Genomic DNA, 22,588 nt, shown 5'->3' with positions numbered 1-22,588 from the left:
TTGACATACACCCCGCTTCTCGGTTGGGAGGGAGTATCCGAACCGAAAGGCTGAAGGTCGAATCGAACGATGGAACGAGGATGGGAGTTCGCCCAAGCCATCCTCCGCCCGTCCTACGAGCTGACAAGAGCTCACCAGTCAGACCCGACGCCGAGAAACGAAAACCGTTAAAAAATACTCACTATTAACACCTCGCGGGTGGTATGAGGTCAACCCGCACTAATATTATGAAGAAAATGCTTATTTCCACGGATAATGAAAACCGTCAGTTCGCATTTGTAAAGGGTAACCGCCCGACCAATGCCAAGACCGTGAAGGCCAAGGAGAAATCGATGCAGGAGCATGGACAGCTGTCGCCCATCACCGTCGTGAAGGGTGAAGAGGTCTGCCAGATGAACGGCTGTCTGGTCGACCTGCAAGGACACGATATTCCTAACGAACAGGCAGAACGGTACTATGCCGTGGTGGATGGACAGCACCGAGTGGTCGCATGGATGAACTTGGGCAAGAACTTGGATGAACTTGTGATTTGTGAGGCGCTGAATGCCGAGATGGAGATTGCGGCCCTGATCGCCGAGATGAATATCTGCACGACCTCGTGGAAGGGGACCGATTACATGGCAGCCCCAGCAATGGCCCTGGCTGCAAAGAATGAGGTCTTCGATTTTGCCGTGGAGCTGCAAACGAAGGGCTTCCCGCTGGCGACCATCTCTCTCTGGTGTACGGGTGCCAACTCCCTCAAACCGAAAGACCTTGTAGCCAGTGTCAAGAGCAAAGTACTGCCGCGGGCATTTGGAGATGCAGGATGGTTCTACAGAAGCGTCAAGTGGTATAAGGCAGCTTTGGAACGGATTCCGAATTCGTTCCTGGCGAAAAAATATCTGATTACCTTCCTGATTAAGAAGTTCAACCATGCGGAGAATCCCATGCAGTTCAGCCGTCAGATGGAGATGAGGTTGAGATGTCTGACGGGGGCGCAAGTGAAAGAGATCATGAATCCCAAGGCGAACGATGGAATCACGCGGGAACAGGCGACCTATGACACGCTGGATAAGTACCTCGGGTAATGGAAACGCCACATACCTTTAGAAGAAAGGAGGTCGGTTCCCGACAGGGCCGCCGACCTCCCGATTCTTACAGCAGATGCTGCATGGCCTCGTCGATTTGCGAGTTCTCGAATGAATCGAGGTAGATTTGCGTGGTCTTTAGGCTATGATGCCCCAAGGCCTCGGATATGATGCCAATATTCACGCCCGACTTCTTCAGTACGGTGGCAAAGCTGTGCCTTGCAACATAGGTCGTAACGGTAGACTTGATCTTCAAACGCTTGCCGATACCCCGCAAGGCAAAATTCACCCTGCCGCACATTTTATGCACCCGATTCTTCTTTTGCATGGGCGTAATGTGTACCCGCTCATCCAATATCGGGAACAGATAACCTGCCTGCCTGCAATGTCCGTCGTATTTGGCAAGAATCTCTCTCGCCTGTGCCGACAACGGGACATTGACAGCTCCATGCGTTTTCTGACGGCAATAGATCAACCGCCCTTCCACGATATTGGCAGGCGTCAGGTTGGCCATATCCACAAACGAGATACCACCGCACAAATAGGAGAAGACAAATACATCGTGGGCAAACTGCTCGATTGCCTTACCCTGTGAACAATCAGCGGCCATGATCTTCATCACGTCCGTCTTGCTCAAGGCTCGTTTCGGTGTTCGGGTATTGAATTTACTGATCTTGTACTCGTTGAACGGATTCTTCTCCCTGCCGACAATCCTGGCTCGGACTGCACGATTGAATATCGCCCGCAAGGTCCGCATCTGGAAACTCAAGGTTGTCTCCTTGTTCCCTTTTGACCGCATCCAACTCTCAAAAGCGTTCAGGAAGGCTTCATCAATCTGTCCAAACGGATAAGCCAGCGGTTTGTCCGCGTGGAAGGATCGCAAGACTTGGTAGGAGTTCTGATAGGCATAAGCATTGCCTACCGCCCCCTCCCGTTTGAGTTGCTCAATGGTTCTCAAATAGAAATGTTCGACCGTTTCCGACTGGATTTGCTCTCGGGACTGCTCTTTGACAAGTGTTTGAGCAGTATAATCCTCATTGTTGGCGCTTTTCTCCAACAGTTTGGTTTGATACTCGGTCTTGACCTTCAGGATAATCTGCTGGATATACTTGCGGTCGGGACACTTGGGCTTGGGTTCGTTGCGGTCGAAATCCCAATTTGACGGATGGACCGACACGCCGAGACTTTTCATCGTCCGTTTGCGGTCCTTCGTAATACGCAACATGAGCGGATGCTCCCCGTTGGCGAGGGTCTTGCTTTTGAAGCAAATGACTGAAATTGTGGCGTCCATAGCCTTTTGACGGTTTACACCACGGTTTACACGCCCCGCGCAGAATGCCGCAGAAACGGGGTCTGAAACCCCTGCCCGAACGGCCTGCCAAAAACGAAAAAGGCTCGGCAATCAGTTGATTGTCAAGCCTTTTCTTCAGTCGGGGTGACTGGATTCGAACCAGCGACCACACGCCCCCCAGACGTGTACTCTAACCGGACTGAGCTACGCCCCGATTCCGCCCGAAAGAGGCCTAAACCCCTCACTTCGGGTGTGCAAATATAGTATATTTTTCAGAAACCAACACATTTCTGCAAGTTTTTTTTCTATTTTTGCAGAAATGAAACGATTTTATCCCCTCATCCTGACCCTGCTCTCAACCCTCGCAACGGGTTGCTCAGGCTCCGCGGAGCGCAACTTAAGCGACTTCACGACAACGGTTTACAGCCCGACCTACGCCTCGGGATTCGACATCCGCGGTACCGAGAAAGATGCCTCGACCCTCATCACCGTCCACAATCCGTGGCAAGGCGGTTCGCAGGCCGATCAACACCTGATCCTCCTGCGCGGCAAGGCCAAAGCTCCCCGCCACGCCGAAATACAGGCCGTCAAGGCCCCCGTTCGGCGCGTCGTATGCATGTCTTCGAGCCACGTCGCACTGTTCGACGCCCTGAACCAGACCGACCGCATCATCGGCGTCTCGGGACTCGACTATATCCTCAACCCCGCCATCCGCGGGCGCAGCCTCTGCGGCGAAGTCCGCGACGTGGGGTACGACACGAACCTCAACTTCGAACTCCTGACGGCCCTGCACCCCGACCTGATCCTCCTCTACGGAGTCACCGGAGAGAATACGGTCATCACCGGGAAACTCCGCGAACTGGGCATTCCCTATCTCTATGTCGGCGATTACGTCGAAGGGTCGCCCCTGGGCAAGGCCGAATGGCTGGTTGCCGCGGCGGAACTGTGCGATCTGCGCGAAGCCGGAGCCGATACGCTGCGCCGCATCGCCTCGCGCTACAACGCCCTGAAAACACGCCTCGACCCGGCGGATGCCCGCCCGAAGGTGATGCTGAACACGCCCTACCGGGATACATGGTTCATGCCGCCCGTCCAAAGCTACATGGTCCGGCTGATCGAAGATGCCGGCGGAAGCTACATCTACCCCCGGAACCGTTCGAATGCCTCGGTGGCCGTGGATTTGGAAGAGGCCTACCTGCTGGCCAACAGCGCCGATTTCTGGCTCAATGTCGGGGGTTGCAACACCCTTGAGGAGCTGACGTCCCAAAACCCGAAATTCGCCGAAGTTCCGGCCGTCGTGGACCGCTGCGTCTGGAACAACAACCGCCGTCGCACGGCAGCCGGAGGCTCCGATTTCTGGGAATCCGGCACCATACACCCCGATATTGCATTGCGCGACCTGCGCACCATTCTGGGAGGCGGCAGCGACTCCACCTATTATTATAAACGCCTCGAATAACCGATGACGCGCCCTGCCCTGCTCTTCATGCTGCTGGCGCTTGCGACCGCCGCACTCTTCATCGGCGATCTGGCTGTGGGATCGGTCGACATCCCGCTCTCGGAGGTCTGGGCGGCACTCACCGGCGGGCCCTGCGACCCGACAAACGGCACCATCATCCTGAAGATCCGCCTGCTGAAAGCCGTAACGGCCCTGCTGGCGGGGAGCGCCCTGGCAGCCAGCGGTCTGGCCATGCAGACGCTTTTCCGCAATCCCCTGGCCGGGCCCTATGTCCTGGGAATCAGTTCCGGGGCTTCGCTCGGCGTCGCGCTTTTCCTGCTCGGGGCGCCGCTGCTGGGCGTGTCCGGACATTCGTTCATCCAGTCGCTGGGCATCGCCGGGGCCGCATGGATCGGATCGGCACTTGTACTGGCCGTCGTCATGGCCGTCAGCCGCCGCATCAAGGACATCATGGTGATCCTGATCCTCGGCATGATGTTCAGTTCGGGGGTCAGCTCGGTGGTCGAGATCCTGCAGTATCTCTCGAACGAGGCTGCCCTGAAATCGTTCGTCGTCTGGACCATGGGGTCGCTGGGCGACGTCACGGGCAACCGCCTGCTGCTGATGCTTCCGGCCGTCGGGGCGGGTCTCCTCCTCTCGATCGCCGTCATCAAACCCCTGAACCTCCTGCTGCTGGGCGAGAACTACGCCCGCACGATGGGACTCAACGTCCAGCGCACGCGCACGCTGATTTTCCTCGCGACGGTCCTGCTCGCGGGAACCGTTACGGCCTTCTGCGGTCCGGTGGGCTTCATCGGGCTGGCCGTTCCGCACCTGGCGCGCATGATCTTCGCCTCGGCCGACCACCGCATCCTGATGCCGGCCTCGATGCTCACGGGAGCCGCCCTGCTGCTGATCTGCGACCTGCTGGCCAAGACGCTGGCCCTGCCGATCAACACCATCACGGCATTGATGGGCATTCCGGTCGTGATTGTCGTCGTCATCCGCAACCGCAACCTCTTCTGAACCGATGAGCATCCTTCTCGAACAGATCACCCTTTCCTACGGCAGCCGCACGCTGCTCTCCGGCGTCTGCGCCTCGTTCGCCCCGGGCACCCTGACGGCCCTGATCGGTCGCAACGGAACGGGCAAAAGCACCCTGTTGCGGGCCATTGCCGGACTGGGGCCCGTCGCATCGGGCCGCGTGGAGCTCTGCGGGCACACCCTGGCGGAACTGACACCCCGGCAGCGCGCCGCAACGGTCTCGTTCGTGACCACCGACAAGGTGCGGATTGCCAACCTCACGTGCGAAGATGTCGTTTCGCTGGGCCGGGCCCCCTACACCAACTGGATCGGGCGGATGCAGGACGGCGACCGGACCGTCGTGGAGCGTTCGCTCGACCTGGTGGGGATGTCCGCATTCGCACGCAAGACCTTGGACCGGATGTCGGACGGCGAATGCCAGCGGGTGATGATCGCCCGGGCGCTGGCCCAGGACACCCCGGTCATTCTGCTCGACGAACCCACGGCCTTCCTCGACCTGCCGAACCGCTACGAACTGGCGACGTTGTTGCGGCGCCTGTCCCGCGACGAGGGGAAATGCATCCTCTTCTCGACCCATGACCTTGATATTGCGCTTTCGCTCTGCGACGCCGTTGCGCTGATCGATCCGCCCACGCTCCACAGCCTTCCGGCCGAGGAGATGGTCCGCAGCGGCTATCTCGAACGCCTGTTTTCGGGCCGGAGTGCCTGTTTCGATCCGCAGACCCGGAGCGTACGGCTTCGTTAAGGGGCTGCAAACGAAGTGGATTCCGGGGGTCTTCGCGCAAAAATCCACATTTTTTTCACATATTTTTTGCACGAGACGCTTTTTTGTTTACCTTTGCACCGCTAAAGCGCCCCATTCGGGCCGCGCGATAGTGGTAGAGGCCCATTCGTCTATCGGTTAGGACGCAAGATTTTCATTCTTGAAAGAGCAGTTCGATTCTGCTATGGGCTACCAAGGGGCCGAAGAGGGGCCGCGAGACGAGGGGGGGGGTGACACTGAACCCCGTTCACGACCGACCGGAAGCCTTGACGGGTGACAAACCAAACAGGAGCGGACCGCAGGGTCTATCCGCAAACGGCTACGGCCGTTCCGTACAAACGGCAGAAGAGAGCGGCGGAAGCCGTTCACAGGCAAGAAACTGAAAAAGTAAAAAATAAATCAACAAGGGATTATGGCAAACCATAAGTCATCCAAGAAACGGATTCGTCAGACGCTGACGAAGCGTGCTCACAACCGGCTCTATCACAAGACGACGCGCAACGCCGTGAAGGCCCTGCGCTCGACCACCGAGAAGAGTGCCGCCGAGGCCCTGCTGCCGAAGGTAACGGCAATGCTCGACAAGCTGGCCAAGCACAACATCATGCACAAGAACAAGGCTGCAAACCTGAAGAGCGCCATCCAGCTCCACGTGAACGCCCTCTGAATCTTGAGCGACAAACCGAAAAGCCCGGACCGAAAAGTCCGGGCTTCTTCTTTTGTCATCCGCATCGCGCACCGCACACCGCCCCCTGCGGCTCCATCGTGCCCCGGGCTCCGGCCCGCATCGGGCTCCGAACGCCCTCACCGTTCCTGTCCCTTCGCCACGCCTCGTCGCACCTCAACCACGCCCGCCCCGCTCGGGCTCTCCGGAACGACCACCCACGAAAAAACCGGTCCGTCCCACAGGACGAACCGGTCCGCAACCGCCCGAGAGGGCCGCTGCCTATTTCAAGCCGTCGATCACGGAAGCGATCCGGCCGAACACTTCGTCCATCGTCCCGACCCCGTCGACCGAAGCGTACTTGTTCTGTCCAGCGTAGTAGTCGGCGACGACGGCCGTCTGACGGTGGTAGACGTCGAGCCGGCCGCGAATCACCTCCTCCGAAGCGTCGTCGGCTCGCCCCGAATCCTTGCCGCGCAACAGGATACGGCGGACCAACTCCTCCTCCGGGACGTGGATGTCGACCATGATGTCGACCTTCAGCCCATGCCCGGCAAGGATCTTGTCGAACTCCTCGGCCTGTACCGTCGTGCGGGGGAATCCGTCGAAGATACACCCCTTGGCATCGAGATGGTCGGCCACATAGTTGGCAATCATGCCGATGACGATCGAGTCGGGCGCCAGTTTTCCCTCCTTGATGTAGGACTCCATGCTACGGCCGAGTTCCGTCCCGCGGCGGATTTCGTCGCGGATGACCTCGCCGGTCGAGACGTGTTCGATTCCGTAATGCTCCTTCAGACGCTGCGCCTGGGTACCCTTCCCGCATCCCGGAGCGCCGAATAAGACGATATTTACCATAACTAACCCGTTTTTAGGATTTGAATCGGACAAAAATACGTTATTTTTGCCCAAATCAAGAATGTTTGGCTAAATTTGTAAAAAATTTCAAGAACATGGAGCCCAAAAAACGCACCGAGATCTCGACGCTCGGACCATTCGGATTGATCGATTTGCTGACGAAGGATTTCCCCGTGCAGCACCCCACGACGCTCAAGGGGGTGGGCGACGATGCCGCGGTGATCGCCCCGCCGGCGGACGAAGCGGTCTTGTGCACGACCGATTCGTTCTACGAGGGAGTGGATTTCGACCTCACCTACTTCCCGCTCAAACACCTCGGATACAAGGTCGTCACGGCCGGTGTGAGCGACATCCTGGCCATGAATGCCCTGCCGTCGCAGATTACCGTATCGCTGGGTATCTCGTCGAAGATTCCCGTCGAAGCGCTGCAGGACCTCTACGAGGGAATTTCGTTCGCTTGCAAGGAGCTGGAGATCGATCTCGTGGGTGGCGACACACGGGCTTCGATGACCGGACTGGTGATCACCGTCACGGTGCTGGGCCACGCCCCGAAGGAGCGGATCGCATGCCGCAGCGGTGCGCAGCAGCACGACCTGATCTGCCTGACGGGCAACCTCGGGGCGGCCTACATGGGGCTCCAGCTGCTCGAACGCGAAAAGCGGGTTCTCGCGGACGTTGCGAATCCCGAACCGCAGTTCAAGGGGTATGAATACCTGCTGGAAAAGTACCTCAAACCACGCCCGCGACGGGACATCATCGAGGCGCTGGCGGAGGAGAAGATTACGCCGACGTCGATGATCGATCTGACGGACGGGCTGGCGAGCGACCTGATGCAGATCTGCAAATCGTCGAAGTGCGGGGCGCGGATCTACCTGGAGCGGATTCCGATTGCGCGTCAGACGACAGCTTTGGCCGAGGAGATGCACACCGACCCGGTGATAGCGGCATTGAACGGCGGGGAGGATTACGAATTGCTGTTCACGGTCCCGCTGGCGATGCAGGAGCAGGTGATGCGGCTGGGGCTGGTGGACGTCATCGGCCACATCACGGCCGAATCGACCGGCGCCTACCTCGTGACGCCCGACGGCTCGGACATCAAACTGAAAGCCCAGGGCTTTCCCGACCCCGCTTAAGAAGCGGGTTTTATGCGCCCGACCCCGGCATTCTGCACACTGACAACCGCAGGTCTGCTTCCAAAGGAAACGCTCCGACAGAGGTAAATAGCCGAAAACCATTGTTTTGAATAAAATTTTCCGCGTGGATTTTTTCATTTTCCGATTTAATGCGTATCTTTGCGGTCCCGAAAAGGGACTAACAACTAATTAAACACATTATGAACAATTACGAAACCGTTTTCATTGTCACGCCCGTGCTGTCCGATGCGCAGGTACAGGAGGTCGCTGACAAATTCCAGGGTGTCATCACCGAAAACGGCGGTCAGATTGTGAACCGGGAGTCGTGGGGCCTTCGCAAGCTCGCATACCCGATCCAGAAGAAGACCACCGGTTTCTACTTCCTGATGGAGTTCACGGGCGAAGGCTCGCTGATCAACACCCTCGAAACGCAGTATCGCCGCGACGAGCGCGTGATCCGTTTCTTGACTTTCAAGCAGGACAAATTCGCCGTCGAGTACTCGGAGAAGCGTCGTGCAAAACTTTCTAACAAACAGGAGGAGTAAACCATGGCACAGGAAAACAAGGCACAGTCGGAAATCCGTTACCTCAACCCCGTATCGGTCGACGTCAAGAAGAAAAAATACTGCCGTTTCAAGAAGCTCGGCATCAAGTATGTAGACTACAAGGACGGCGAATTCCTCAAGAAGTTCCTCAACGAGCAGGGCAAGATCCTGCCCCGCCGCCTGACCGGAACGTCGCAGAAGTTTCAGAAGAAGGTCGCCCAGGCCGTGAAACGTGCACGCCACCTGGCTATCCTGCCCTTCGTAACCGATTGCATGAAATAATTTAAAGGAGGAGAAGACCATGGAAGTTATTCTGATCAAAGATATGGAGAACCTGGGCTACGCCAACGACATCGTGAACGTGAAGCCCGGCTATGCGAACAACTACCTGATCCCCCAGGGTTACGCCAAGGCTGCAACGGCTTCCGCCAAGAAGGTGCTGGCCGAGAACCTGAAGCAGCGTGCTCACAAGGATGCCAAGATCCTGGCCGATGCCCAGGCCCTGGCCGAGACGATCTCGAACCTGCCGCTGACCCTCTCGATGAAGGCCGAGGAGGGCAAGCTCTTCGGTACGGTAACCGCTACGGACCTGGCCGAGGCGCTGGCCGCCAAAGGCATCACCGTAGACCGCAAGCAGATCAGCGTCGAGCCGATCAAGACCGTGGGCGAGTACGAGGCTGCGGCCCGTCTGCACAAGGAGGTCAAGGCTACGATCAAGTTCTCGGTCGTTGCTGCCGAATAGGCCCGCGGACCATCCATACAACAAAAAGGGAGATTTCCATCTGGAAATCTCCCTTTTTCATGTCCGGGCCCAACGATCGGCCGCCAACGGATTCCATCCGTCGCCCCGGTTACCGCAGCCGTCCGGGATTTCCGGGCATCACGCCGTCGGCCTCACGGCCGCAATACCATATTTTCCAGTTGTCACGGGCATAGCCGCGTCCGAGCACCTCGAAAGACTGCGGATCGGCATCCGGCAGTTCACGTCCGCACCAGAACACCTTCCAGTTGTCGCGGGCATAGCCGTCTCCGAGCGCCACGAAGGAAGCGGCCGAGACATCCGCCAGCGGCATCCCGTTCCAGAAGACTTTCCAGTTGTCACGGGCATAGCCGCGTCCGAGCACCTCGAAAGACTGCGGATCGGCATCCGGCAGTTCACGTCCGCACCAGAACACCTTCCAGTTGTCGCGGGCATACCCGCCGGACAGCACGGCAAACGACTGGGCCGAGGCCTCCTTGATTTTGCGGCCCTCGAAAAAGACCGCCCAGTTATCCTTGCCATATCCGAAACCGAGGTCGACAAACGACTGTGCCGAGGCCTCCTCGACCTCGCGGCCCCGGTACCACACCGTCCAGGCGTCCTTGCGATAACCTCCCGGCGGGCAGCCCGGGCCGTATTCATATTCACACCCGGGAACCGGAGGCATGGGGAGAGCCGCCCGACATCCATTCGTCCACATTTGCACCCCGATCAGCAGCAGCGCACCCAACAGCATCGTTTTCTTCATGATTCCGAGATTTTACGAGATCTTGCAAGAGTAACGGTGAAAGATAGCGATTTCTTATTCCCGGAACAAGGATTCGGGGTAGAAAGAGACAAAAAACGCCCGCACTCTTTCAAGTGCGGGCGTCGTCTTTCGAGAGCAGGGGTCTCCGGCCGACCAGCCATCTGCCCCTCTCCCACCCGAGATTACTCCTCGGGCTTCTCCTCTTCGGCCTTGGCGGCTTTCTTCGGAGCGGCAGCCTTCTTCTCGGCAGCGACCGCCTTCTTTTCGGCAGCCTCCATGGCGCTCTTCAAGGCGGCCAGACCGGCAATGTCGCCGAGGGTCGTCTTCTCAACCGAGGCGTTGATCTTCTTCACGGTCGACTTCGTAGCGTCGGCAGCGGCACGCTTCTCAGCCTTCTCGGCGGCGGCAGCCTCCTTACGGGCATCGTCGTAGGTACGCAGGTGCGAGAGCGTAATGCGCTTCGTGGCCTTCGAGAACTCGATGACCTTGAAGTTGAGCTTGTCGCCCACCTTCGGGGTCGTACCGTCCTCCTTGACGAGCTGACGCGACGGGCAGAAGCCCTCGATGTTCTCGCCCAGGGCTACGACGGCGCCCTTGTCGGTGAGTTCGGTAATCGTACCCTCGTGGATGCTCTCTACGGGGAACTGGTTCTCGAACTCGTTCCAGGGGTTCTCCTCCAGCTGCTTGTGACCCAGCGAGAGGCGGCGGTTCTCCTTGTCGATCTCCAGTACGACGACCTCGATGTCGGCACCTACCTGCGTAAACTCACCCGGATGCTTGACCTTCTTGGTCCAGCTCAGGTCCGAGATGTGGATCAGGCCGTCAATGCCCTCCTCGATCTCGACGAAGACGCCGAAGTTGGTGAAGTTACGCACCTTGGCGGTGGTACGGGTTCCGACGGGGTATTTGGTTTCGATATTCTCCCAGGGATCGGGGGTGAGCTGCTTGATGCCGAGCGACATCTTGCGCTCCTCGCGGTCGAGGGTCAGGATAACGGCCTCGACTTCGTCGCCGACCTTCATGAACTCCTGGGCCGAACGCAGGTGCTGGCTCCAGGACATCTCCGAGACGTGGATCAGGCCCTCGACGCCGGGAGCGATCTCGACGAAGGCGCCGTAATCGGCCATGACGACCACGCGGCCCTTGACCTTGTCACCGACCTTGAGGTTGGGATCCAGCGCCTCCCACGGATGCGGGGTGAGCTGCTTGAGGCCCAGGGCGATACGCTTCTTGGCCTCATCGAAGTCGAGGATCACGACGTTGATCTTCTGATCAAGCGACACGATCTCCTCGGGGTGGTTTACGCGGCCCCAGGAGAGGTCCGTGATGTGGATCAGACCGTCTACGCCGCCCAGGTCGACGAATACGCCGTAGGAGGTGATGTTCTTGACGGTACCTTCGAGGATCTGGCCCTTTTCGAGTTTCGACATGATGATCTGCTTCTGGGCTTCGAGTTCGGCCTCGATGAGTGCCTTGTGCGACACGACGACGTTGCGGAACTCCTGGTTGATCTTGACGACCTTGAACTCCATGGTCTTGTCGACATATACGTCGTAGTCGCGGATGGGCTTCACATCGATCTGCGAGCCGGGGAGGAAAGCCTCGATGCCGAATACGTCGACGATCATACCGCCCTTGGTGCGGCACTTGATGTAACCCTTGATGATTTCGTCCTTTTCGAGGGCCTCGTTGACACGGTCCCACGACTTGAGCTGACGGGCTTTCTTGTGCGAGAGAGCCAGCTGGCCGTTCTTGTCCTCGGCCGATTCGATGTAGACTTCGATCCGGTCGCCGACTTTCAGATCGGGGTTGTAGCGGAACTCCGAGACGGGAATCACGCCCTCGCTCTTGTAGCCGATGTTCACCAGCACTTCACGCTTGGTGATGGCGGTTACGGTACCCTCGACCACTTCGCCGACGTTGACGTTCGAAAGCGTCTTGTCATAGGCTTCGGTGATCGCAGCCTTGTCCTGATCGTAGACGGCCAGGTCGTTTTCAAAGGCGTTCCAGTCGAAATTCTCGTTGGCAACTCCGTTTTTCAGTTCTTCCATGTGTGGAAATTTTGCGATACAATCGCTCGTTAAATGGTTAATAATAAAGTTTGCAGCCCCAGCGTGCAGGCTTCTCACGCGCACGCAGGGGCCACAAAGGTAGGCATTTTTCCGAAAACTTCAAAAAATCAGCGGTTTATTTCTTGCGGAAATCCGCTGCCGGGTCAGTGCTGCCGGACGATCCGCTGCCGGGGGCGGTTGTCGGGATCGATCGGCGACTCCTCCTCCAGCTCTTCGAGCAGCACGTCGGCGACCTTCACGCCAGTGATCCCGCCGTCGGTATAGTTCAGGTCACGATAGTTCCTGAAGACATAGTCGCTGATGGCCACGAGGTAGGTGCGTCCTTCCCGCAGTTTCGGAAAACGCACGTCGAGGGCGTTGTCCTGCGCGTCGGTAAGGATTTCGTAGGGGGTCGTCGAGACGAGGTCGATACGGTGCGACTCCTTGCGGTTTTCGGTGTCGTTGTACTTCGTGAGGATCATGCGGCGCATCTGGGCGGGGGTCATGCGCATGACGGCGATCTCGGTTCCGAAGGGTTCGAGGTCGTAGACCCGCGCGGTGCTCATGCCGCCGGCCGGGATCGAGTCGAGTCGCACACCGCCGACGTGGTAGAATCCCACCTCGGCATCGGCCTCGTCAGCAATCGCTTCGGCCATCCAGTTGGCCACGCCCCACGCGTCGGCCGTCTCCGTGAACTCCCCGACCGGACGGTTCAGTTCCGGATCGGCATAGTAACGGTCCACCTCGGCCTGGCAGGCCGGATCGGGCGCATAGGCGTCGAGCGGAACGATCCGGTAATCGACGCACTCGACCCGTTTCCCGCGCAGGCGGAGGGTCGTGACGCCGACATTGGCCAGGTTCTTCCCGGTCTGCGTAAGGAGGGTTCCGTTGACGAGCGTGTCGCGCAGTTCGTGGGTATGTCCGCCGATCACCACGTCGTAGAGGGTCTCCTGTTCGAGGAGCTCCGCATCGCGGTCGTCGCCCATGTGTGAGACGAGCACCAGCACGTCGACCTTCGGGCGCACCGCTTCGGCATATTGACGGGCCATCTGCTGCGGGTCGGGGAATTCGAGCCCCTCGAAACTGGCGGCATTCCCGGCCGGATGCCCCGGACCCTCGTAGTTGGTCACCACGCCCACGAATCCGATGCGAATCCCCTGCCGCTCGATGACGACATACGGGGGCAGCTGCGGGAAAGTGCATGTATCGCTGCGCAGATTGGCGCAGACGACCTCGAAGGCCATGCTGTCGATCATGCGGCCGAGGAAAGCCTGCCCGAAGTCGAATTCATGGTTTCCGAGCGTCGCCACGTCGTAGCCGAGGCGGTTCATCAGGGCGATCACGGGCATTCCGGGCGTCGGGGCCTTGTCGACATAGGCGTTTCCGGTCCAGCGGTCGCCGGCATCGACGAGGACGACCTGCTGCAACGTATCGCGGCAGGCCGCGACGGCTGCAGCCAGACGCGGGAAGTTCTGAATCCGGGCGTGCATGTCATTGGTAGACAGCAGCACGAGGGTCGTTTCGCGGGGCGTGCAGGCCACAGCAGCAGCGGCAGCCCCGGCTATTCCTATCCATTTAAGCCAATTTTTCATAACATCGATTTTACTCTCCAAATCGGAAGATCGATTGCCAAAAGTACAAATTATTCCTATCTTTGGAAGCAAACACAGCCATTTTTCCGATGAACGATACCATTCAGATCATTTGCGAAAACCTCGGCGAGAAGTTGACCATCCCGATGGGGACTCCGCTGCAGGAGGTTGCCGAGGACCTGACGCCCGGAGCGCATCCGTTCCTGGCGGCCTTCGTGAACAACCGCATCCGGGAGTTGAACTACCGGCTTTATACCCCGGCCACGGTACGCTTCGTGGACATCACCTCCTTCGCCGGAATCCGGGTCTACCAGCGCACCGTCTGGTTTCTGCTGCAGAAGGCCGTGAAGGACCTCTACCCGGGGCAGACGCTCCATATCCGGCACTCGCTGGGCCAGAGCGGCTTCTACTGCGAAATCGAGGGGATCGACGCGTTCTCCACAGCGGAGACGGCACGCCTGCGCCAGCGAATCCGCGAACTGATCGCCCTGGACCTGCCGATCACGCGGCAACGGATGCTCACCACCGAAGTGCGCGAACGCTACGCCGCGGAGGGCTTCACGGACAAGATCGAGCTGCTCGACACGCGGCCGCGGCTCTACAGCGACCTCTACACATTGGGCGACACGGCGGGCTACTTCTACGGGTCGCTGACCCCGTCGACGGGCTACGTCCACCTGTTCGACATCGAGCCCTGTTACAACGGCTTCTACCTGGCCCTTCCGCTGCGCACCGACCCGGACCGGCTCAACAAGAACGTCCAGCAGGAGAAGATGTTCTCGATCTTCCAGGAGTACCAGTCGTGGGTGACGCTGATGGGCGTGCCGACGATCGGGGCGGTCAATGCCCGGGCGCTGGCCGGAGATGCCGGCGGCATGATCAAGATGGCCGAGGCGTTCCACGAGCGGAAATTCGCCGAGGTGGCCGACGCGATCTACGCGGCGAACGTCGAACGGGGCATCCGCATGGTGCTGATCTCGGGGCCCTCGTCGAGCGGGAAAACCACGTCGGCCAAACGGCTGGGGATCCAGTTGGGCGTGCTGGGGCTGCGGCCGGTGATGATCTCGCTGGACGACTACTTCGTCGACCGGGAGAAGACGCCGCTGGACGAGAACGGCGACTACGACTACGAGGCGCTGGAAGCGATCGACCTGGAGCTTTTCAACGACCACCTGCGGCGCCTGATGGGAGGCGAGAGCGTCGACATCCCGCGCTACGACTTCATCACGGGGCGGCGCACGCAGCACGGCACGCCGCTGACGCTCGACGAGCGTTCGATCCTGATCATCGAGGGCATCCACGGACTGAACCCGCGGCTGACGCCTTCGATTCCCGATTCGAAGAAGTTCCGGATCTACATTTCGTGCTTCACGTCGGTGGCGATGGACAACCTCTCGCGGATCGCCACGACGGACAACCGCCTGCTGCGGCGTCTGACGCGCGACTACCGGCAGCGGGGTTCGGATGCCCTGCAGACGCTGTCGCGATGGGCCTCGGTCCGGCGGGGCGAGGAGAAGCACATCTTCCCCTATCAGGAGAATGCGGACGTGATGCTGAATTCGTCGCTGTTCTACGAGATTTCGGTGTTGCGTCCCTTTGCGGAGAAGATTCTCCGGGAGGTTCCGGACACGGTTCCGGAGTTCGAGGAGGCGCGCCGGATGCTGAAGTTCCTGGATAACTTCATCCCGATTCCGCCGGACGAAATCCCGCCGACGTCGATTCTTCGCGAATTCATCGGCGGCAGCTCGTTCCAATACTGATTCCAATACTGATTCCAATAGAGACCCCGCCACATGAGTCTGAAACACCTCCCATACCGCTACCCGTCATGGACCGCCGCCTGATCCTCCCGCTCACCGCACTTCCGCTCGCCGCACAGGGCTCGGAGGTCTGGAAAACCCCGCACACCGCAACGGAACAGACCGCTCCGCCGAATATCGTGCTCTTTCTGGTCGACGACATGGGCTGGCAGGACACCTCGGTGCCCTTCCACGAATGCCGCACGCCGCTCAACGACCGTTATCGGACGCCCAACATGGAGCGGCTGGCCGAAATGGGCGTGCGTTTCACGGCGGCCTACGCCTGTGCAATCTCCTCGCCCTCACGGTGCAGCCTGCTGTCGGGCATGAACGCCGCCCGGCACCGCGTCACCAACTGGACGCTCGACTACGGGCGGGCGACCGATGCGGCGAGCGACGTACTCGAACTCCCCGACTGGCACTGGAACGGCATCCAACCCGACACGGCGGCCTCGCCGCACAACACGCGCAACGCCACGCCGGTGACGACACTCCCGCAGCTGCTGCGCGACCACGGCTACTGCACGATCCATTGCGGCAAGGCGCACTTCGGGGCCAAGACGACCCCTGGGGCCGATCCCCGTACGATGGGATTCGAGGTCAACATCGCCGGCGGAGCGAACGGCGCTCCGGGCAGCTACCTGGCCCGCAAGAACTTCGGACAGGGTACGCCGCAGGAGGTCCTCGGACTGGAAAAGTATTACGGTCAGGACCTCTTCCTGACCGATGTGCTCACGCGCGAGGCGATCGGGGCGCTGCAAGAGCCCATCCGGCGCGGACAGCCATTCTTCCTCTATATGGCACACTACGCCGTCCATGCCCCCTACGAGGAGGACGTGCGCTTTACGGCGCACTACCGCGGACGCCCCGACGCACAGCTGGGCGCCCCCCTCAACGAGAGCGAGACGCGCTACGCCGCGCTGGTCGAGGGGATGGACCGGAGTCTGGGCGACCTGCTCGACTTTCTGGAAGCACACCCCGAGACAGCTCGCAACACGATCATCCTCTTCATGTCGGACAACGGCGGGCAGGGGCTGAACAACGTCCGTCAGGGGGTGGCGAACCGCGACCAGAACTGGCCGGCAAGGGCCGGCAAGGGCTCGGCCTTCCTCGGCGGGGTCCGCGAGCCGATGATCGTCGTCTGGCCCGGCGTGACGCGGGGCGGCACGACGTGCGACCAGCCGGTGATGATCGAGGACTTCTTCCCGACAATCCTCGAAATGGCCGGCGTGAAGCGATACGGAACCCGCCAGAAGACCGACGGGCACAGTTTCGCCGGCGTGCTGCGCAACCCCGCCAAACGGTATGAGCGTCCGATCGTCTGGCACTTCCCGAACCTCTGGGGCGAGACCCAGAATCAGGAGGAGGGCTACGGGGCCTATTCGGCCTGGCTCGAAGGAGACTACCACCTGATCTACACCTGGGAGACGGGACGGCTGCGGCTCTACGACATCCGCCGCGACATCGGCGAGCAGCATGATCTGGCGGAGGAGCATCCGAAGGTGGTGCGGCGGCTGGCCGGACGGCTCGCGCAGCGGCTGCGCGAAGCCGACGCCCAACGCCCCTCGTTCCGGGCGACGGGTGCGCCCTGTCCGTGGCCCGACGAACTCCTCCGCACCACCCGGTAAGCGGGAGGGACAGGAAACGGGAAAACAGCCGGGAACGGCAAAAAACGGCGGCATATATATAAAATAAGAACAGACGAGACAACGACGGAAACAACAAACAACTAACACCAAAAATATGTTCGACAAATTTTCCGGACGCCACATCGGCGTCACCCATGAAAAGGACCTCCGGGCCATGCTCGATGTGATCGGCGTGGAATCGGTCGAGGAGTTGATCGCCCAGGTCATCCCGCAATCCATCCGGCTCAAGAAACCGCTGGCACTGCCCGCCGAGGGGATGAGCGAATATGAGTTCGCGGCCCACATCCGCGCGCTGGCCGACCGCAACCGCACGCTGCGTTCGTTCATCGGCATGGGATGGTACCCGTGTGCCGTACCGGCCGCCGTGGCGCGGAACGTCTTCGAGAACCCCGCGTGGTACACCTCCTACACGCCCTATCAGGCCGAGATCTCGCAGGGACGGCTCGAAGCGCTGCTCAACTTCCAGACGGCGCTCATCTCCCTGACCGGCATGGAGATCGGCAACTGCTCGCTCCTGGACGAGGGTACGGCGGCGGCCGAAGCCATGCTGATGATGTTCGCCCTGCGCTCGCGCGAGGCCGTCAAGGAGGGCCGCAACCAGCTCTTCGTCGACCGCAACCTCTTCCCGCAGACGCTCGACGTGCTGCTCACGCGCAGCGAGCCCTTCGGCATCGAACTGATCATCGACGAATACGACGAATATGAATTCACTGGCCGGGAATTCGGAGCCATCGTGCAGTACCCGGCCGCCGACGGCACGGTGCGCGACTACGGCGACTTTACGGCCGCGGCCCACGCCAAGGGGGCGCTCGTGACGGCCGTGGCCGACCCGCTGGCGCTGGCGCTGCTCAAGGCTCCGGGCGAATGGGGCGCCGACATCGCCGTGGGCTCCACCCAGCGCCTCGGCACCCCGATGGGCTTCGGCGGTCCGAGCGCCGGTTACATGACCACCCGCGAGGCCTTCAAGCGCAACATGCCGGGACGCATCATCGGCGTCTCGGTCGACCGCCTGGGCAACCGCGCCCTGCGCATGGCGCTACAGATGCGCGAGCAGCACATCAAGCGCGAGCGCGCCACGTCGAACATCTGCACGGCCTCGGCGCTCATGGCCTCGATGGTGGGTTTCTACTGCGTCTACAACGGTCCCGAGGGGCTGCGCCGCGCCGCCGAGACGGCCCATCTGGCCGCCGCGACCGTCGCCCGGGCTCTCGGGGCGCTGGACTACAAACTCACCTCGAAGGAGTTCTTCGACACGCTGGAGGTCGAGGCCGAAGCGGCCGTCGTGCAGTCGCTGGCGCTGGAGCAGGGGATCAACTTCTTCTACCCCTCGGAAGGGAAGGTGCGCATGTCGTTCGACGAGGTGACCACCCCCGAGGAGATCGCCACGGTCATCGGCATCTTCGCCGCCGCCAAGGGGCGGAAGGCCAAGGCCGTAAAGGCCGCGACCGAAAGCTGCATCCCGGTGGCGCTGCGCCGCCAGTCGGCCTACCTTGAGGAGCCGGTCTTCAACCGCTACCGCTCGGAGAGCGCCCTGATGCGCTACATCAAACAGTTGGAACTGAGAGACATTTCGCTGGCCAATTCGATGATCTCGTTAGGTTCGTGCACCATGAAGCTCAACGCCGCAGCGCTGATGCAGCCGCTGTCGCTGGCGGGATTCCAGAACATGCACCCCTACGCCCCGGCCGACCAGGCCGAAGGCTATCTGGCACTGATCGACGAACTGGAGCACGATCTGGCCACGATCACCGGATTCGCCGCCTGCTCGCTGCAGCCCAATTCGGGCGCTGCGGGCGAGTATTCGGGACTGATGGTGATCCGCGCCTACCACCAGAGCCGCGGCCAGGGTTACCGCAACGTCGTGCTGATCCCCGCCTCGGCCCACGGCACGAACCCGGCGTCGGCAGCCATGGCCGGGATGAAGATCGTCACGGTGGCCTGCGACGAGCGCGGCAACATCGACGTCGCCGACCTCGAAGCCAAAGCCCGGGAATACAGCTCGGAGCTGTGCGGGCTGATGGTGACCTACCCCTCGACGCACGGCGTCTTCGAGAGCCGCATCCGCGAGATCGTCGATGCGGTGCACGACGCCGGAGGCCTGGTCTACATGGACGGCGCCAACATGAACGCCCAGGTGGGACTGACCAACCCCGGCTACATCGGGGCGGACGTCTGCCACCTGAACCTCCACAAGACCTTCGCCATGCCCCACGGCGGCGGCGGCCCGGGTGTGGGGCCGATCTGCGTGGCCGAGCACCTGAAGGCCTTCCTGCCGACCCATCCGGTCGTCGCCACGGGCGGCGAGGAGGGCATCACGGCCGTCTCGTCGGCTCCCTGGGGCTCGGCCATGCTGCTGCCGATCACCTACGGGTACATCAAGATGCTCGGGGCCGAAGGGCTGAAACAGGCTACCGAAATGGCCATCGTCAACGCCAACTACATGTCCTCGGCGCTGAAAAACGAATATCGCACCTACTATTCGGGTGAGACGGGTCGCGTGGGCCACGAGATGATCCTCGACCTGACGCATTTCAAGAAAGATTACGACATCGACTGCGGCGACATCGCCCACCGCCTGATGGACTACGGCTTCCATGCCCCGACGCTCTCATTCCCGGTTCACGAGACGCTGATGGTCGAGCCCACGGAGTCGGAACCCAAGGAGGAGATGGACCGTTTCATCGAGGCCCTCGTCCAAATCAAGCGTGAATGCGAGGCGGCGGCCGCCGCGGGCGAGAAGGACAACGTGGTGACCAACGCCCCGCATACGGCCGTCGAACTGGCCGGAGAGTGGAGACACCCCTACTCGCGCATGGAGGCCGCCTTCCCGCTGGAGTGGGTGCGCCGGGCAAAGTTCTTCCCCTACGTGACGAAGATCGACAACGGTTACGGCGACCGCAACCTCTGCTGCCGCAACTGCGACTGACGGAGGAGGGGGGGGGCACGGAACGGGACTTCGGACCAACTCCGGCGGTCTTTTTTCGCGGGGCTTCGGCAGCTGCTCCGATAGCCTTTCCCGCGAGGCTCCGGCAGTCTTTTCGCAGAATCCCAACTCACGAAAAGGGCGACGAAACGATTCGTCGCCCTTTTCCGTGCATTTCGGCACGATGTTTTCAGGCGCTTGTCCCAAGAAAAACTTGCCCGAGAATTTGGCAACTCGCGCCGAAGTGCGTACCTTTGGGCGCTGCAAACCCAAGAGCAACAAACACTCAAAGACAAGGATATGAAAGTAGAACAGAACAAAATGGTCGGCGTGGACTACAAGCTCACCGTCGACGGACAGATCGCAGACCAGTCGCGTCCGGGACAGCCGCTGGAGTTCATCTTCGGCACGGGAATGCTGCTTCCGAAATTCGAGGAGGCGATTCTCGGCAAGGAGCCCGGCGACAAGGTAGCCTTCACGCTGGAGCCCAAGGACGGTTACGGCGAGGTGATCGCCGAAGCGATCGTCGACCTGCCGAAGAATATCTTCATGGTCGACGGCAAGCTGGCCGAAGACATCCTCTTCGAAGGGAGCCAGGTACCGATGAGCGACGCCCAGGGCAACCGCATGATGGGTACGGTCAAGAAGGTCGGCGACGAGCACGTCAAGATGGACTTCAATCACCCGATGGCGGGCAAGACCCTGAACTTCGAGGTCGAGGTGGTCACGGTGCGCGACGTCACGCCCGAGGATCTGCAGGGCCACTGCTCGTGCGGTTCGTGCGGCGGCGACCACAGTTGCGGGGATGGTTGCGGCGACGGTTGCTGCGACGACCACGAGGGCCATTGCCACTGCCACTAATCCATACGGATTCGTTCCGAAAGGCAAAAAACCGGATTGAAAATCCGGTTTTTTGCCTTTCGGAGGAGGGGGGGGGCCGAACGCATCCCGCCCTTTTCCACCCGAACAACCACCATGTAAGCCCCCATCCATGTTTTCCCTCCGCCAATACCTGACGACCCTCTCCGACCCCTGCGGGCTGACACGCACGCTGGGCGAGGTGGAGGTATGCCGCGATGCGGCGGGACGGATGTGCTTCAGCGTCGGGAACTCCGCCGCAGTCTTCCGCATCCGCCACGAGGGTCGGATCCGTTCGCTGCGCGGCTACTTCCGGCCGCAGCGCCACCTGCGGGAGATCTACGGCGAACGGCTGCTCGAAAAGGAGCTTTTCCTCTACACCTCGCCGGAGGAGGGCGTCTGGGTGGATGTCGTCATCGGGGAGTGGATCGAGGGCGAGAACCTGTACGATGCAATCGCCCGGGCCGCCACGGACCGCGACACGCAGCGGCTGACGTTCCTCTCCAGGGCATTCGACCGTCTGGCGGCCGTCCTGGTTGCCGACGACCGGGCGCACGGCGATCTGAAACCCGAAAACATCCTGGTCGACCGTACCGGATCGCTCCACCCGATCGATTTCGATGCCGCCTACCTTCCCTGCTTTGCGGGCGAACGGAGCCCCGAACTGGGGACGGCAGCCTACCAGCATCCGGGACGCACGGCGGAGGATTTCAACGCGCGGATCGACGACTACCCTGCGGCGCTGATCTCCACGGCGCTGCACGCCCTGTCGGTTGCCCCGGAGCTTTGGGAGCGCTACGGGGATCCGGACACGCTGCTCTACGATCCGCGAAAGATCGCCGCGGACCGGGCCCTGCAGGAGAGCCTGAGCCGGTTCGAGGAGTTGGGAATGGCCGTGGAATACCGCATCGCGCAACTGCTCTACGCCCCGCGCCCGGAACTCTTCGGGCTTCCCGCGCTGCTGTCCGAAGCGGTCCGGAGGGCCGGCCGGGCGGAGAAAAAAGAACGGGAAGCGGCAGCCCCGACCGCAAAAACTGCGGCACAACCTGCCGGGAGAGCAGCGACGGAGGCGAAGGCAACGGCAGCAGAGGCAACGAAGACGGAGATGCCGGAGCTTTTCGTCGAGCAGGGACGCTGGGGTTACCGCACCGCCCGGGAGGTGGTCATCCCGCCGCTCTACGACAACGGTTTTGACTTCACGGAGGGTTTGGGCGCCGTGCTGCTGGGCCGCACATGGCACTTCATCGACCCCGAAGGGAATACCCGGCTCAGTTGTCCCGGCTGCGAATCGGTCAAGCCGTTCCGCAACGGCCGGGCGCGCATCGTCCGCGGCGGAATCCGCAGGGAGATCGATCCCGAGGGCCGGGAATTTGACATTTGACATCAAATCGTTATATTTGCGGGATCA

Annotated in this window: 19 protein-coding genes and 2 tRNA genes; 15 read left to right on the top strand and 6 right to left on the bottom strand. The window is 60.8% G+C overall.

The features are described from left to right. The first annotated feature begins 227 nt into the window (after positions 1-227). Positions 228-1,067, top strand: a complete 840-nt coding sequence (locus tag ABGT65_RS06910) for a ParB/Srx family N-terminal domain-containing protein (RefSeq protein ID WP_346700823.1) — start codon at positions 228-230, stop codon at positions 1,065-1,067. 67 nt (positions 1,068-1,134) lie between these two features. Here the strand turns inward: ABGT65_RS06910 and ABGT65_RS06905 are convergent, their stop codons facing one another. Further along, the gene (locus ABGT65_RS06905; RefSeq protein WP_346700821.1) at positions 1,135-2,358 is read right to left on the bottom strand and encodes a site-specific integrase; all 1,224 of its coding nucleotides are present in this window, start codon (positions 2,356-2,358) and stop codon (positions 1,135-1,137) included. A 139-nt stretch (positions 2,359-2,497) separates the two neighbouring features. Then, positions 2,498-2,572 (bottom strand) — tRNA-Pro (locus tag ABGT65_RS06900). Positions 2,573-2,677: 105 nt separating this feature from the next. Between ABGT65_RS06900 and ABGT65_RS06895 the strand changes: the two genes are divergently transcribed. From ABGT65_RS06895 to rpsT, 5 genes are all read left to right on the top strand, one after another. After that, positions 2,678-3,817 carry an ABC transporter substrate-binding protein gene (locus ABGT65_RS06895; protein WP_346700819.1) on the top strand — a complete coding sequence of 380 codons (1,140 nt, stop codon included), beginning with the start codon at positions 2,678-2,680 and terminating at the stop codon, positions 3,815-3,817. 3 nt (positions 3,818-3,820) lie between these two features. Continuing rightward, on the top strand, positions 3,821-4,822 hold the full coding sequence (locus tag ABGT65_RS06890; RefSeq protein ID WP_346700817.1) for an iron ABC transporter permease: 1,002 nt from the start codon (positions 3,821-3,823) through the stop codon (positions 4,820-4,822). A 4-nt stretch (positions 4,823-4,826) separates the two neighbouring features. After that, positions 4,827-5,585, top strand: coding sequence for an ABC transporter ATP-binding protein (locus ABGT65_RS06885; RefSeq protein WP_346700815.1), 759 nt, complete (start codon positions 4,827-4,829; stop codon positions 5,583-5,585). Positions 5,586-5,723: 138 nt separating this feature from the next. After that, positions 5,724-5,798, top strand: a tRNA-Glu gene (locus tag ABGT65_RS06880). 217 nt (positions 5,799-6,015) lie between these two features. After that, positions 6,016-6,267, top strand: a complete 252-nt coding sequence (gene rpsT / locus ABGT65_RS06875) for a 30S ribosomal protein S20 (RefSeq protein WP_346700813.1) — start codon at positions 6,016-6,018, stop codon at positions 6,265-6,267. A 279-nt stretch (positions 6,268-6,546) separates the two neighbouring features. Here the strand turns inward: rpsT and ABGT65_RS06870 are convergent, their stop codons facing one another. Further along, the gene (locus ABGT65_RS06870) at positions 6,547-7,122 is read right to left on the bottom strand and encodes an adenylate kinase (protein ID WP_346700811.1); all 576 of its coding nucleotides are present in this window, start codon (positions 7,120-7,122) and stop codon (positions 6,547-6,549) included. A 95-nt stretch (positions 7,123-7,217) separates the two neighbouring features. Here ABGT65_RS06870 and thiL point away from each other — a divergent pair, with 95 nt between their 5' ends. The 4 genes from thiL to rplI all read left to right on the top strand — a co-directional run bounded on the left by thiL (position 7,218) and on the right by rplI (position 9,542). Then, positions 7,218-8,255 (top strand): thiamine-phosphate kinase, encoded by a 1,038-nt coding sequence (gene thiL, locus ABGT65_RS06865; RefSeq protein ID WP_346700810.1) that lies wholly within the window; start codon positions 7,218-7,220, stop codon positions 8,253-8,255. Positions 8,256-8,455: 200 nt separating this feature from the next. Beyond that, on the top strand, positions 8,456-8,800 hold the full coding sequence (gene rpsF, locus ABGT65_RS06860; protein ID WP_087263725.1) for a 30S ribosomal protein S6: 345 nt from the start codon (positions 8,456-8,458) through the stop codon (positions 8,798-8,800). Between the two features lie 3 nt (positions 8,801-8,803). Next, positions 8,804-9,082, top strand: a complete 279-nt coding sequence (rpsR, locus tag ABGT65_RS06855; RefSeq protein ID WP_018694586.1) for a 30S ribosomal protein S18 — start codon at positions 8,804-8,806, stop codon at positions 9,080-9,082. 19 nt (positions 9,083-9,101) lie between these two features. Beyond that, positions 9,102-9,542: a 50S ribosomal protein L9 gene (gene rplI, locus ABGT65_RS06850; RefSeq protein ID WP_346700805.1), complete on the top strand. Its 441-nt coding sequence runs from the start codon at positions 9,102-9,104 to the stop codon at positions 9,540-9,542. Between the two features lie 109 nt (positions 9,543-9,651). Here rplI and ABGT65_RS06845 read toward each other — a convergent pair whose 3' ends face one another. From ABGT65_RS06845 to ABGT65_RS06835, 3 genes are all read right to left on the bottom strand, one after another. Next, entirely contained in the window at positions 9,652-10,308 is a 657-nt protein-coding gene (locus ABGT65_RS06845; RefSeq protein WP_346700804.1) for a DKNYY domain-containing protein, read from the bottom strand. A 182-nt stretch (positions 10,309-10,490) separates the two neighbouring features. Beyond that, positions 10,491-12,359 carry a 30S ribosomal protein S1 gene (rpsA, locus tag ABGT65_RS06840; RefSeq protein WP_346700803.1) on the bottom strand — a complete coding sequence of 623 codons (1,869 nt, stop codon included), beginning with the start codon at positions 12,357-12,359 and terminating at the stop codon, positions 10,491-10,493. Between the two features lie 164 nt (positions 12,360-12,523). After that, on the bottom strand, positions 12,524-13,951 hold the full coding sequence (locus tag ABGT65_RS06835) for a bifunctional UDP-sugar hydrolase/5'-nucleotidase (RefSeq protein WP_346700801.1): 1,428 nt from the start codon (positions 13,949-13,951) through the stop codon (positions 12,524-12,526). An 89-nt stretch (positions 13,952-14,040) separates the two neighbouring features. On the opposite strand from ABGT65_RS06835, the gene ABGT65_RS06830 reads away from it, so the two are divergent. The 5 genes from ABGT65_RS06830 (at position 14,041) to ABGT65_RS06810 (ending at position 22,561) form a co-directional block, all read left to right on the top strand. Next, positions 14,041-15,711 carry a nucleoside kinase gene (locus tag ABGT65_RS06830; RefSeq protein WP_346700800.1) on the top strand — a complete coding sequence of 557 codons (1,671 nt, stop codon included), beginning with the start codon at positions 14,041-14,043 and terminating at the stop codon, positions 15,709-15,711. A 68-nt stretch (positions 15,712-15,779) separates the two neighbouring features. After that, a complete protein-coding gene (locus ABGT65_RS06825) occupies positions 15,780-17,378 on the top strand; it encodes a sulfatase (RefSeq protein ID WP_346700798.1) in 1,599 nt (532 codons plus the stop codon). Positions 17,379-17,493: 115 nt separating this feature from the next. Further along, a complete protein-coding gene (gcvP, locus tag ABGT65_RS06820) occupies positions 17,494-20,325 on the top strand; it encodes an aminomethyl-transferring glycine dehydrogenase (protein WP_346700797.1) in 2,832 nt (943 codons plus the stop codon). 297 nt (positions 20,326-20,622) lie between these two features. Then, a complete protein-coding gene (locus ABGT65_RS06815) occupies positions 20,623-21,183 on the top strand; it encodes a peptidylprolyl isomerase (protein ID WP_346700795.1) in 561 nt (186 codons plus the stop codon). A 130-nt stretch (positions 21,184-21,313) separates the two neighbouring features. Further along, positions 21,314-22,561 carry a WG repeat-containing protein gene (locus ABGT65_RS06810; RefSeq protein ID WP_346700793.1) on the top strand — a complete coding sequence of 416 codons (1,248 nt, stop codon included), beginning with the start codon at positions 21,314-21,316 and terminating at the stop codon, positions 22,559-22,561. Positions 22,562-22,588: the final 27 nt, after the last annotated feature.

It is taken from the genome of uncultured Alistipes sp. (genome assembly GCF_963931675.1).
Taxonomy (GTDB): Bacteria; Bacteroidota; Bacteroidia; order Bacteroidales; family Rikenellaceae; genus Alistipes.
Note: the sequence above shows the minus strand (reverse complement) of the source record. Positions and strands in the feature narration are given on the sequence as shown.

What these genes read in the sequence shown, in the direction of transcription:
- ABGT65_RS06845 (WP_346700804.1), bottom strand. Translation starts at nt 10,308, where the DNA reads ATGAAGAAAACGATGCTGTTGGGTGCGCTGCTGCTGATCGGGGTGCAA.
- ABGT65_RS06810 (WP_346700793.1), top strand. Translation starts at nt 21,314, where the DNA reads ATGTTTTCCCTCCGCCAATACCTGACGACCCTCTCCGACCCCTGCGGG.
- rpsR (WP_018694586.1), top strand. Translation starts at nt 8,804, where the DNA reads ATGGCACAGGAAAACAAGGCACAGTCGGAAATCCGTTACCTCAACCCC.
- ABGT65_RS06905 (WP_346700821.1), bottom strand. Translation starts at nt 2,358, where the DNA reads ATGGACGCCACAATTTCAGTCATTTGCTTCAAAAGCAAGACCCTCGCC.
- ABGT65_RS06870 (WP_346700811.1), bottom strand. Translation starts at nt 7,122, where the DNA reads ATGGTAAATATCGTCTTATTCGGCGCTCCGGGATGCGGGAAGGGTACC.
- ABGT65_RS06830 (WP_346700800.1), top strand. Translation starts at nt 14,041, where the DNA reads ATGAACGATACCATTCAGATCATTTGCGAAAACCTCGGCGAGAAGTTG.
- rpsA (WP_346700803.1), bottom strand. Translation starts at nt 12,359, where the DNA reads ATGGAAGAACTGAAAAACGGAGTTGCCAACGAGAATTTCGACTGGAAC.
- ABGT65_RS06815 (WP_346700795.1), top strand. Translation starts at nt 20,623, where the DNA reads ATGAAAGTAGAACAGAACAAAATGGTCGGCGTGGACTACAAGCTCACC.
- ABGT65_RS06890 (WP_346700817.1), top strand. Translation starts at nt 3,821, where the DNA reads ATGACGCGCCCTGCCCTGCTCTTCATGCTGCTGGCGCTTGCGACCGCC.
- ABGT65_RS06825 (WP_346700798.1), top strand. Translation starts at nt 15,780, where the DNA reads ATGGACCGCCGCCTGATCCTCCCGCTCACCGCACTTCCGCTCGCCGCA.
- ABGT65_RS06885 (WP_346700815.1), top strand. Translation starts at nt 4,827, where the DNA reads ATGAGCATCCTTCTCGAACAGATCACCCTTTCCTACGGCAGCCGCACG.
- thiL (WP_346700810.1), top strand. Translation starts at nt 7,218, where the DNA reads ATGGAGCCCAAAAAACGCACCGAGATCTCGACGCTCGGACCATTCGGA.
- rpsT (WP_346700813.1), top strand. Translation starts at nt 6,016, where the DNA reads ATGGCAAACCATAAGTCATCCAAGAAACGGATTCGTCAGACGCTGACG.
- rpsF (WP_087263725.1), top strand. Translation starts at nt 8,456, where the DNA reads ATGAACAATTACGAAACCGTTTTCATTGTCACGCCCGTGCTGTCCGAT.
- ABGT65_RS06910 (WP_346700823.1), top strand. Translation starts at nt 228, where the DNA reads ATGAAGAAAATGCTTATTTCCACGGATAATGAAAACCGTCAGTTCGCA.
- rplI (WP_346700805.1), top strand. Translation starts at nt 9,102, where the DNA reads ATGGAAGTTATTCTGATCAAAGATATGGAGAACCTGGGCTACGCCAAC.
- gcvP (WP_346700797.1), top strand. Translation starts at nt 17,494, where the DNA reads ATGTTCGACAAATTTTCCGGACGCCACATCGGCGTCACCCATGAAAAG.
- ABGT65_RS06835 (WP_346700801.1), bottom strand. Translation starts at nt 13,951, where the DNA reads ATGAAAAATTGGCTTAAATGGATAGGAATAGCCGGGGCTGCCGCTGCT.
- ABGT65_RS06895 (WP_346700819.1), top strand. Translation starts at nt 2,678, where the DNA reads ATGAAACGATTTTATCCCCTCATCCTGACCCTGCTCTCAACCCTCGCA.